This window comes from Acinetobacter sp. WCHA39 (assembly GCF_002165385.1).
GTDB lineage: Bacteria > Pseudomonadota > Gammaproteobacteria > Pseudomonadales > Moraxellaceae > Acinetobacter.
Genome location: NZ_NHRP01000010.1, coordinates 47,099 through 59,203, shown reverse-complemented (window position 1 = coordinate 59,203; position 12,105 = coordinate 47,099). Strand labels below are relative to the sequence as shown.

9 protein-coding genes are annotated in these 12,105 nt (G+C 40.8%); all 9 read left to right on the top strand.

Annotated features, from left to right (window positions below):
- Window positions 1-9: 9 nt before the first annotated feature.
- On the top strand, window positions 10-576 hold the full coding sequence (aroK, locus tag CDG56_RS06960) for a shikimate kinase AroK (RefSeq protein ID WP_087535970.1): 567 nt from the start codon (window positions 10-12) through the stop codon (window positions 574-576).
- A 24-nt stretch (window positions 577-600) separates the two neighbouring features.
- The gene (gene aroB, locus CDG56_RS06955) at window positions 601-1,683 is read left to right on the top strand and encodes a 3-dehydroquinate synthase (RefSeq protein ID WP_087547378.1); all 1,083 of its coding nucleotides are present in this window, start codon (window positions 601-603) and stop codon (window positions 1,681-1,683) included.
- A gap of 19 nt (window positions 1,684-1,702) precedes the next feature.
- On the top strand, window positions 1,703-2,569 hold the full coding sequence (locus tag CDG56_RS06950) for a hypothetical protein (protein ID WP_087547377.1): 867 nt from the start codon (window positions 1,703-1,705) through the stop codon (window positions 2,567-2,569).
- Between the two features lie 463 nt (window positions 2,570-3,032).
- Complete coding sequence (gltB, locus tag CDG56_RS06940) at window positions 3,033-7,511, top strand: glutamate synthase large subunit (protein WP_171295118.1); 4,479 nt, start codon at window positions 3,033-3,035, stop codon at window positions 7,509-7,511.
- A gap of 71 nt (window positions 7,512-7,582) precedes the next feature.
- Window positions 7,583-9,004 (top strand): FAD-dependent oxidoreductase, encoded by a 1,422-nt coding sequence (locus tag CDG56_RS06935; protein ID WP_087547375.1) that lies wholly within the window; start codon window positions 7,583-7,585, stop codon window positions 9,002-9,004.
- 370 nt (window positions 9,005-9,374) lie between these two features.
- Entirely contained in the window at window positions 9,375-9,965 is a 591-nt protein-coding gene (locus CDG56_RS06930; RefSeq protein ID WP_087547374.1) for a LemA family protein, read from the top strand.
- A gap of 85 nt (window positions 9,966-10,050) precedes the next feature.
- Complete coding sequence (locus tag CDG56_RS06925) at window positions 10,051-11,058, top strand: TPM domain-containing protein (protein WP_413772783.1); 1,008 nt, start codon at window positions 10,051-10,053, stop codon at window positions 11,056-11,058.
- Window positions 11,052-11,612: a TPM domain-containing protein gene (locus CDG56_RS06920; RefSeq protein ID WP_087547372.1), complete on the top strand. Its 561-nt coding sequence runs from the start codon at window positions 11,052-11,054 to the stop codon at window positions 11,610-11,612. The genes CDG56_RS06925 and CDG56_RS06920 overlap by 7 nt, the downstream gene beginning before the upstream one ends.
- Window positions 11,613-12,019: 407 nt before the next feature.
- A partial coding sequence (locus CDG56_RS16875) for a prepilin-type N-terminal cleavage/methylation domain-containing protein (protein WP_143225694.1) occupies window positions 12,020-12,105 on the top strand: 86 nt, incomplete at its 3' end.

Below are 12,105 nucleotides of genomic sequence, written 5' to 3'. Positions count from 1 at the left end.
ATATTTTGAATAATCGCAATTAATATAGGTGGCGCGTTGCAAGGCAAAGCGTTTGAAACCCTACCAAATATTTATTTGGTAGGGCCAATGGGGGCAGGGAAAACAACAGTTGGTCGACATTTAGCAGAATTGTTGGGGCGTGAATTCATTGATAGTGATCATGAAATTGAGCGTAAAACAGGTGCTACAATCCCTTGGATTTTTGAAAAAGAGGGTGAATCTGGTTTTCGAGCACGTGAAACTAATGTGTTAAATGACCTAACTGCACGTTCTGCCCTTGTTTTGGCGACTGGTGGTGGTGCGGTAACACAATCGGAAAATCGAAAGTTTTTAAAACAGCGAGGTATCGTTGTTTATCTATATACTCCTGTAGAGCTTCAGCTACAGCGAACTCATCGCGATAAGAATCGTCCATTGTTGCAAGTAGAAAACCCAGAAAAGAAATTAAGGGATTTGTTAACTGTGCGAGATCCACTTTATCGTGAGGTTGCGCATTTCATTGTTGAAACAAATCAGGGTGCAGCGCGAGATTTAGCGCAAAAAATTCTACAGCTTATTTTATCTAAACAAATTTAGTAATTTTCTTGTTGGTCTAATTTTATGCAAACACTACATGTTGAATTGGGTGATCGTCGCTATCCTATTTTTATTGGAAGTAATTTAAATCCCAGAGATTTGCTAGCGCCATATATTCATGGTCGACAAGTGATGTTGGTTTCCAATACAACCGTCGCACCATTATATTTGCAACATTATGCTGATGGATTACGCCAGTTAGATAAACAGATTGCACAATGTATCTTACCCGACGGTGAGCAATTTAAAGACATTGAACATTTGAATTTAATTTTTGATGCGCTTTTGGAATCAGGTTTTAATCGTGATTGCACAGTGCTTGCATTAGGTGGTGGAGTCATTGGTGATATGGCTGGTTTTGCATCAGCTTGTTTCCAGCGCGGAGTGAATTTTATTCAAGTACCAACTACATTATTATCTCAAGTTGATTCAAGTGTGGGTGGGAAGACAGGAATCAATCATCCTTTAGGTAAAAACATGTTGGGTGCGTTTCAGCAACCTCAAGTTGTATTAGCGGATATGGCACAGCTTGATACTTTACCAGACCGTGAACTTTCTGCTGGTTTGGCTGAAGTGATTAAATATGCATTACTAGGCGATGTGGATTTTCTGGTATGGTTAGAACAGAACATGGATGCGCTTGTTGCACGTGATGCGAATTTACTCGCAGAAGCAGTCTATCGCTCATGCGCACATAAAGCTAGAATTGTGGCTAATGATGAAAAAGAGCAGGGTGAGCGTGCACTTCTAAATTTAGGGCATACTTTTGGGCATGCAATCGAATCCTATCTAGGTTATGGGGTATGGTTACATGGTGAAGCGGTTGCAACAGGTATGGTCATGGCGGCAGATTTGTCACACCGTCTAGGTTGGATATCTGCTGAAGATGTTGAGCGTACAAAAAGAATTATTCTACGTGCCCATTTACCGATATCATGTCCACAGATTCCACTCGACGAATTTTTGGCTTATATGTCGCATGATAAAAAAGTGCTCAATGGTCAATTACGTTTGGTTTTACTTAAAAAGTTAGGCCAAGCGATAATTACCAAAGATTTTGATGTGGATTTAATGAAGCAAACGATTCTTGCGAACCAATCTTCATAATCAATATATTGAGAAAAATATGCTTATTTCTAGATCAATCTGGCAAAATATTCAACAATACAGCTGGCTCACGCTTGCAATTGTATGCTTGATTGCTGCATTGGTCTTTTGGGGAATTACTGATGGAGATGCTTTGGTTGAGGTAGATCAACCAGCTAAAACTGAAGTTCAAATTCAACCTGAAAAAGTGACTGCAACTGCTCATCTAGGTGCCTTTTCTAATGAGGTGAAGCCGCTAGATTTAACAACCAGAGTTGTTGTTTCTAATGAGCATGCACCAGAATTTCGTGGCACTAAATTTATTAAAGAAAATCAGCAAAAATGGACGATGGAAATCTTTCGTAGTTCAGATGAAGCAATTGTTAAAAATTTTTTGTTGAGTCGATTAGATCGGAAAAAGTTTATTTATTTCCGCTTAACTGGGGAAGATCAGGCAGAACAATATGTTCTTGTTTATGGTATGTCACCGAATATGGAGGAAGCAAATCATCAGTTTGCTCAATTGAATTTGGTACTTCCGCAATCCGTGCAACCTAAAGCCCAGCAATTATCAAAATATGCAGAGTTTGTGAATGATTTAGGGTTTGATGAATTAAAAACAGCGACAAATCAGCTTTATGATATTCAGTTAAAACCCGCAGCGCTACCTAAAGTGGACGAGAGTTTGTTGGCTGCAGGGGCGGTGGTTTCACAAGGCAGTTTGGGTGTTAGTTCAGAAAAGCCAGCAGTTGATCCTGCAATAGCAACTCAGACAACAGTCACACAGCGTGATGCTCAAGGTAACGTGGTAAACGTCAAACAAAGCCAATCTTCAACACAAAACCCTGAAAAATTGAAAGAAAATTCAGATTCTTCTAAACGCGATGTGGTAGATCCATTCAATTAGTGTTGCACTAATTTTGAGCATAATTGGCGCTATTTTAAGGCGAAATGACTTATTTTGGTGCAAAAAAACCTGATAAGATATAGCTTTAGCCTATTATAAATTAAGGTTATTTTAATTTTTTTAATGATTTAGTAAATTTTCAATTAATTGGTATGTTTTTTGCTTCCTTGTGGTGCTAATTTATCTGCTCATTGCACTTTTTCACACTAAACACCCAATTAATTTAGTGAAATGGAAAGTTTTTGTGCTTTACAAACATTGGTGAAGGTGTAATAACTGAAAACACTTTATATGCTTGAGTACGCTGTTTCTTCTTAAAGAAAGGCGTATATTGCAAATCCGCCAGGAAAAATGTTTTTGCGAAGCATTGAACTTTATATGAGTTGATCGGCAATATCGCAGAAAATGAATTGATTGTTTGTTGCTCGAAAGAGCCATGTTGAAAGAAGGGTACGCTATGCACATGCCATCGCCTAATACTGTAGCTCCCGCTCAAGGCTTATATCAGCCTGATGAGTTTAAGGATAACTGTGGTTTTGGTCTGATTGCCCATATGAAGGGTGAATCAAGCCATCATCTGGTCGAAACTGCGATTCACAGTTTAAGTTGCATGACGCACCGTGGTGGTATTGCCGCGGATGGTAAAACAGGAGATGGTTGCGGATTGTTATTGGCAATGCCAAAACAATTTTTCCGTGAAGAAGCTCAGAAGCTAGGCAGTAATCTAACGGAGATTTTTGCTGCAGGCACAGTATTTTTGAATATTGACCCTGCTTTAGCTCAAAATGCAAAGAACATTTTAAATAAAGAAATTGCAGCAGAAGGTTTAACGGTTGCGGCATGGCGTGTTGTACCAACAAATAATGATGCTTTAGGTGAAATTGCATTACAATCACTCCCAGCATTTGAACAAATTCTAGTGAACTGCCCAATGGGTTTGACTGAAGTTGAATTTAACCGCAAGTTATTTTTAGCTCGTCGCCGTGCAGAACAACAATTACAAAACGACCCATTATTCTATGTGACCACACTTGCAACAACTGTTATCACATATAAAGGCTTAATGATGCCAGCAGCAATTGCTGACTTCTATACCGACTTAGCTGATGAACGTCTAAAATCGCATATTGTGGTATTCCATCAGCGTTTCTCAACCAATACTTTGCCACGTTGGCCATTGGCTCAGCCATTCCGTTATCTTGCGCATAATGGTGAAATTAACACCATTACAGCAAACCGTAACTGGGCATTGGCTCGTACGCCGAAGTTTGAAAATCCATTACTGCCGGGTTTAACTGAGTTAAATCCGATTGTAAACCGTACTGGTTCGGATTCATCAAGCCTAGACAATATGCTTGAAATTCTTGTTGGTGGCGGAATGGACTTATTCCGTGCACTTCGTATGCTCGTTCCACCAGCATGGCAGAATGTTGAAACTTTAGATGCTGATCTACGTGCATTCTATGAATTTAACTCTAAGCATATGGAAGCTTGGGATGGTCCAGCAGGTCTTGTGATCCAAGATGGTCGTCACGCGATTTGTATGTTGGATCGTAATGGTTTACGCCCTGCACGTTGGGTGATCACCAAAAATGATTACATCACGCTTGCATCAGAGATTGGTGTATGGGGTTATGAACCAGAAGATGTTGTGTCTAAAGGTCGTGTTGGTCCTGGTCAAATTTTAGTTGTAGATACTTTGACAGGCAAAGTGCTTGATACGAAAGATGTCAGCAATCACCTTAAAAACATGCGTCCGTATCGTGAATGGTTGCGTGACCATGCGATTCGTTTGAAAGCAGATCCTCAGCTTGAAGAACAATTGAGTGATCAGGGTTTAACTGGTGATGCATTAAAAGCGGCTCAAAAAATGTTTATGGTGACATTTGAAGAGCGTGATCAGATTTTGCGTCCAATCGCAGAAAGTGGTCAGGAAGCTGTTGGTTCAATGGGTGATGATACGCCAATGGCAGTCTTGTCTCGTCAAGTTCGCCATGTATCAGACTATTTCCGTCAACAGTTTGCGCAAGTGACTAACCCACCAATCGATCCATTACGTGAATCGATCGTAATGTCATTGGAAACATGTTTGGGTCGTGAGCAAAATGTGTTTGAACAGGGCCCTGAACACGCTGACCGCATCATTATTTCAAGCCCTGTATTGTCACATTCAAAAATGCAGCAGCTTCGTGATGTTGAAAAAGAACGTGCGGGTTATGCTGTTGCTGATATCAATCTGAATTATGCAGAAACCGAAGGTTTACAAGCCGCAGTTGCACGTATTTGTGAAGAAGCTGCACAAGCTGTTCGTGATGGTAAAACTTTAATCGTTTTGACCGATAAAAATATTCGCGAAGGTTTCTTGCCAGCAAACTCAGTATTGGTAACTGGTGCAGTACATCATTACTTAATTCAAGTTGGTTTACGTACTGATGCAAATATTTTGGTTGAGACAGGTTTCGCACGTGATCCACATCAATTTGCAGTACTGCTAGGTTTTGGTGCGACAGCAATTTACCCGTATTTAGCTTATGACGTGATTAATGATTTGGTTGCGAAAGGCGAATTATTGGGTGACCCGATTTATGCGCAAGCAAACTTCCGTAAAGGGATTGAGAAAGGTCTATTAAAAGTTCTTTCTAAAATGGGGATCTCGACAGTTGCTTCTTATCGTGGCGGCCAACTGTTTGAAGCAGTAGGTTTGTCATCTGAAGTCGTGGATAAATGTTTCCTTGGTGTACCAAGCCGTATCCAAGGTGCGACTTTCGCTGATTTAGAAAATGACCAGAAAAAATTGGCAAGCACAGCTTGGTCAAATCGCAAGCCAATTGATCAGGGTGGTTTACTCAAATTCGTATTCGGTAAAGAGTACCATGCGTTCAACCCTGATGTGATTAACTCATTGCATAAAGCGGTTCGTTCAGGTCAATATCAAGACTTTAAAGAATATGCTGAGCTAGTAAACAACCGTCCAGTTGCTACGATTCGTGACTTATTCAAGTTAAAAACAACCGATTCGATTGCGATTGATCAAGTTGAAACGATTGAAGAGATTCTACCTCGTTTTGATTCTGCGGGAATGTCTTTGGGTGCATTATCTCCAGAAGCACATGAAGCAATTGCAATTGCGATGAATACGATTGGTGGTCGTTCGAACTCTGGTGAGGGCGGTGAAGATCCTGCACGTTACGGCACGATTCGTAACTCGAAAATTAAACAGATTGCATCAGGTCGTTTTGGTGTAACTCCTGCGTACTTAACCTCTGCTGAAGTGTTACAGATTAAAGTGGCACAGGGCGCGAAACCAGGTGAGGGTGGTCAGTTACCAGGTGGTAAAGTGAATGGTTTAATTGCACGTTTACGTTACTCAGTACCGGGTGTGACTTTGATTTCTCCGCCTCCGCATCATGACATTTACTCAATTGAAGATTTGTCACAATTGATCTTTGACTTGAAGCAAGTCAATCCTCAAGCGATGGTATCGGTAAAACTAGTATCAGAGCCAGGTGTTGGAACGATTGCGGCTGGTGTGGCAAAAGCCTATGCAGACTTTATTACCATTTCAGGTTATGACGGTGGTACAGCAGCATCTCCACTTTCATCGATTCACCATGCGGGCTCGCCTTGGGAACTTGGTTTAAGTGAAGCGCATCAAGCACTTCGTGTCAATGACTTGCGTGGTAAGGTTCGTGTTCAAACGGATGGTGGTTTAAAAACTGGTTTAGACGTGATCAAGGCAGCTATTTTAGGTGCTGAAAGCTTTGGTTTTGGTTCTACGCCAATGATCGCATTAGGTTGTAAATACCTACGTATCTGTCACTTGAATAACTGTGCAACTGGTGTCGCAACACAGCAAGACCATTTACGTAAAGAGCATTATATTGGCGAACCAGAAATGCTGATCAACTTCTTCAAGTTTATTGCTGAAGAAACACGTGAATGGTTGGCTGCTTTAGGTGTTGCATCACTCAAAGATTTGATTGGTCGTGTTGATTTGCTTGAGGTTTTACCAGGCGAAACTGAAAAGCATGCGCATCTTGATCTCAGCGCATTATTGACATCACATCCTGCTGCTGAAGGCAAAGCTCAGTATTGCCAAGTTCAAGGTAATGCGCCATTTGATAAAGGTGTATTGGCTGAGAAAATGGTGGCTGAGATGTTACCAGCAATTGAAGCAGGTACAGGTGGTTCGTTTAACTTCACTGTCGGTAACTGTGACCGTTCGATTGGTGCGCGTATTTCTGGTGAAATTGCACGTCGTTATGGCAACTTGGGTATGGAAAACAGTCCAGTAGTCATGAATCTTGTAGGTACTGCTGGTCAGTCACTTGGTGTTTGGAACGCTGGTGGTTTGCATATCAAACTTGAAGGTGATGCAAACGATTACGTGGGTAAAGGTATGGCGGGTGGTCGTGTCTCGATCTTCCCACCAAAAGGTTCACCGTTCCAAACACAAAATACTGCAATCATCGGTAACACTTGTTTGTATGGTGCGACTGGCGGTAAGTTATTTGCTGCGGGTACTGCGGGTGAGCGTTTCGCTGTTCGTAACTCAGGTGCTTTTGCAGTCATTGAAGGTGCTGGCGATCACTGCTGTGAATATATGACAGGTGGTGTGGTAACTGTCTTAGGTAAAGTTGGTCATAACTTTGGTGCGGGTATGACAGGCGGTTTCGCTTATGTCCTTGACCTTGATAACGACTTTGTTGACTACTATAACCATGAGTTGATTGACCTAAATCGTATCTCGACTGAGGCGATGGAAGATCATAAAGAAAACCTCCTCCGTATTCTTGATGAACATATTCAAGAGACAGGAAGTGCTTGGGCATACAAAATCCGTAATGAGTTCGACTTCTATAGTCGTAAGTTCTGGCTTGTAAAACCAAAAGCTGCTAATTTGCAATCGCTTTTGAAAACAACCCAAGCTGATCCACAATAATTCCACGACTGCAAAGACATAGGCAGGTGCAGAGGTGAAGGACACCACTGCGCCTACCCACGGAGAGAGACATGGCAGAACGCCTCAATAATGACTTTCAATTTCTGGATGTACCACGTCAAGATCCAGAGAAAAAAGATATTACTGTCCGCAAAGCAGAGTTTGTGGAAATTTATAAACCTTTTACAGCGGAAGTGGCTGCAAACCAGACTCATCGTTGTTTAGGGTGTGGTAACCCATATTGTGAATGGAAATGTCCTGTACATAACTACATTCCAAACTGGTTAAAACTGATTGCTGAAGGTCAAATTTTTCAAGCAGCTGAACTTTGCCATCAAACCAATACCTTGCCAGAAGTTTGTGGTCGTGTATGTCCACAAGACCGTTTATGCGAAGGTGCATGTACCTTAAATGACGGCTTTGGTGCAGTCACGATTGGTAATGCAGAAAAATATATCAATGATACAGCGTTCGCTTTAGGCTGGCGTCCAGATATGTCTGGCGTGAAATGGACCAATAAAAAAGTTGCAATTATTGGTGCAGGTCCAGCAGGTTTAGGCTGTGCTGATATCCTTGCCCGTGGCGGTGTAAAACCAGTTGTATTTGATAAACGTCCTGAGATTGGTGGTTTACTTACATTTGGTATTCCAGAATTTAAAATGGAAAAAGATGTGATGAAACGTCGTCGTGAAATCTTCACGGGGATGGGTATCGAATTCCGCTTAAATACTGAAATCGGTGTTGATGTAACGATTGAACAACTGCTTGCTGAATACGATGCCGTATTTATGGGGATGGGAACTTATACCTACATGAAAGGTGGTTTCCCTGGCGAAGATCTTGATGGTGTTTACGATGCCCTAGATTTCTTAATTGCTAACGTCAATCGTTGCCAAGGTTGGGAAAAAGATCCAAGCGAATACATCAGTGTTGATGGTAAGAAAGTGATTGTTCTGGGTGGTGGTGACACTGCAATGGACTGTAACCGTACTTCATTACGCCAAGGTGCGCATGATGTGACATGTGCTTACCGTCGTGACGAAAGCAACATGCCGGGTTCTGCGCGCGAAGTGAAGAATGCCTATGAAGAGGGTGTAAAATTCCTATTCAATCGCCAACCGATCGAGATTGTGGGCGAGAATGGAAAAGTGACTGGTGTTAAAGTGGTCACTACCCAAATGGGTGAGCCTGATAGCCGTGGTCGTCGTAGTCCTGAACCTGTTCCGGGTTCTGAAGAAATTTTACCAGCAGATGCGGTATTACTTGCATTTGGTTTCCGTCCAAGTCCTGCTGATTGGTTTGGTTCTGCAAACGTAAGTTTAGATGGTTCAGGTCGTGTTGTTGCGGCAGAACAACAAGAATTTAAATTCCAAACATCTAATCCAAAAATCTTCGCTGGCGGAGATATGGTGCGTGGTTCAGACCTTGTTGTGACTGCAATTTGGGAAGGCCGCCAAGCAGCAGAAGGTATTTTGGATTATTTAGGTGTCTAATTCATCTTTTTAGTTTGATTGCGATAAAGCCTGCTCAAGCAGGCTTTATTTTTTTCATCTTATCTTTTTGGTAGTTTTAGCAAATCTTGTAAGCTTTTTGCCCTGTCGCTGATCATTTTTCAGCATGATACTCGAAGACCAATCAGGAAATTGTGCAGGCAATAAAGATGGCTCTTGTAAATGCAAATTCAGAGAAAATTATTTAAATCTTCCCAAGGCATTGGGGGTTACAGTACAACGGTTACACTTCTCAGATGATTCTATGCAATGATATAAAGATTTCAACAAATAAATGTTACACAGCGAACAAAAAATCACACTAGAATGAATTATTGAAAAAATATAAAGAAAAACCTGAGGATAAATTTTTATGAAAGTTATTAAGAAAACCGCATTAGCAACCGTATTAGCAAGCAGCTTGTTGTTCACAGGTTGTGGTTATAATACGTTGCAAGTGAAAGATGAAGCTGTGAGTGCTTCATGGTCAGAAGTACAAAACCAGTATCAACGACGTGCTGACCTTGTTCCCAATCTTGTCAATGTGGTTAAGGGTTATGCTAAACATGAAGAGCAAGTGCTCACAGAGGTGACTCAAGCACGCTCGAATGTTGCGGGTTTAAAAGTGGATAAAGAAGTTTTAGAAGACCCAGCGCTATTCGAAAAATATCAACAAGCACAAAGTCAATTGACAGGTGCATTATCTCGTTTAATTGCTGTTTCTGAAAATTATCCAGATTTAAAAGCCAATGAACAATTCCGTGATTTACAAGCACAATTGGAAGGTACAGAAAATCGAATCGCTGTTGCTCGTAATCGCTATATTACGACCGTGCAAGATTACAATTCATATGTGCGTCAGTTCCCACAAGCAATGACAGCAAAAGTCATTGGTATGAAAACCAAAGAGAACTTTAAAGCAGAGCAATCTGCGCAACAAGCGCCAACAGTTTCATTTAATTAAGATTTGAAATTGTTCTTGATGGGTTTGGAGTTGCCATATGTTGGAAAAAATTAGACAAAAACTTAAGCAGCTTTCGGCTGTTCTCATGATTGTTTTTGTAACACTATTTTTTCAACATACAGTTTGGGCTGAGGTTGCGACTGCAACGGATGAAACTGATTTAGTTGTTGCAGGTAAAATGATTCAGCAGCCACAACAAAATCAATCACAACCAAACACTACAGCACAACAAGCACCTATTTTACCGCAAGTTGCCAATGATATGGCTGAGGGTGAATCCATACGTGGTTTACCGACTTTAAACCAACCTGTGATTGATCAGGCTAAGATATTGAACGAGGCTGAAGTACAGCAACTCAATCAAAAAATACTGACCTTGTATCAGCAGGGTAAAGCTCAGATTGGGGTGATTATTGTACCAACGACAGGACAGGAAGCTATTTTTGATTTTGCTTTACGTACAGGTGAAAAATGGCAATTAGGTTCTGCTAAACGTGATAATGGTTTGTTGATGGCAATTGCAGTCAATGATCGCAAAATTCAGATTCTAACAGGCTATGGTCTCGAAGGTGTTTTACCTGATGTGGTACTGAGCCGCATTATTCGTAATCAGATCACACCCTCTTTTAAACAAGGTCAGTATGCACAAGGAATCTCATCAGGTTTGGATGAAATTGGCCGTATTGTAAACCAAGATCCAGAAATTGCCCAACAGGCTGCCCAAGAATTAAAAGACCGTCATGAACAAGCTTTACGTGAGCAACAAGCGAAAGATAATACGCTAACTATGGCGCTATTCATCCTGATTGCTGGTGTTGTCGGTTCATTCATTGTTGGCAACCGTTTAAGCGCCTCCACTGCGGCAGTAGCTGCAACTGTTGCGGGACTAGTCAATGGTGCTGGTCTTGTGATGAGCCTGTTATTAGGCATCGGAATTTTCTTTCTACTGATTACTTCATTGGCACAGCTTATTTTTCAAGCTTTTCTATCTGGAGGGGGGCGAGGTAGAGGAGGTTTTGGTGGCGGCAGTGGAGGCGGTTATAGTGGCGGCGGTGGCAGCTTTGGCGGGGGAGGAGCATCAGGCTCATGGTGACAAAGACGGATACAACGGAAATCATTACGCAATCGAAACTGGAAGAATATGCACAACCTAGTCTAAAACGTTGGTTCAAACATTTTTTCTATATTTCTTCTGCATATCGTTTTTTTAATAAAAAAGACCGCTTAGAGATTGCACAAGCTGTTCAGCAAGCCGAGAAAGGGCATGTCGGTGAAATTCAAGTGGTAATAGAAGGGCATATACCCTGTTCACAGGCTTATCATCAAAACACACGGCTACGTGCTCAGCAGCTATTTGCCGAATTAGGTGTATGGGATACTGAATTGAATAGTGGGGTTCTGCTTTATTTGAACCTTTGTGAGCGCAAAGTTGAGATTGTGATTGATCGTGGTCTTAAAAATGCGACTCAAACTGAGATTTGGAATCAGATTTGTCAGCGTATTGTTTATCAACTTGCTCAAAAACAACATTTAGAAGCCATCAAAAGCGGAATTTGTGAGATTGGTCAAGTGTTAGATCATTATTTTATCAAAAATCAAAATAATCATGAAAATGAGTTACCTGATGAGCCTATTATTTTAAATTAGATATGATTATCAGCTAATCCACTTTGATTCGCTTATTGCTATCATATTCGTGCGTAAAGAAAGCTTCATAATTTATCATTTGTAATAATATGCCCTTTTATCTTCTGATAAATGGAAGAAGTAAAAGTGATTATTTTTGTGTGATTTGTGTCATGAAATCTAAATTCTATAAGATATAAATCATAGTTGAGTTTTAGGATTTAGACGAATAAAGTGTTAAAGCTGTCAATATTTGTCACTTTATCCCCAAAAATATGGTGTTTGAGTTATTTCGTAGCAATAATAATATTCTTTTAAGTCTCTGTTTTTTTGAGTTAAAATTGGCTAAGCTAAGGATTGGCATAGAACATGCTAAATACAAAGTAGCTAAAAAGGCTTATAAAAATTTAATACATTGGAGAAATGTTATGAAATCAATGCAAAAGGGTTTTACTCTTATCGAATTGATGATCGTTGTAGCGATCATTGGTATTTTGGCTGCAATTGCACTTCC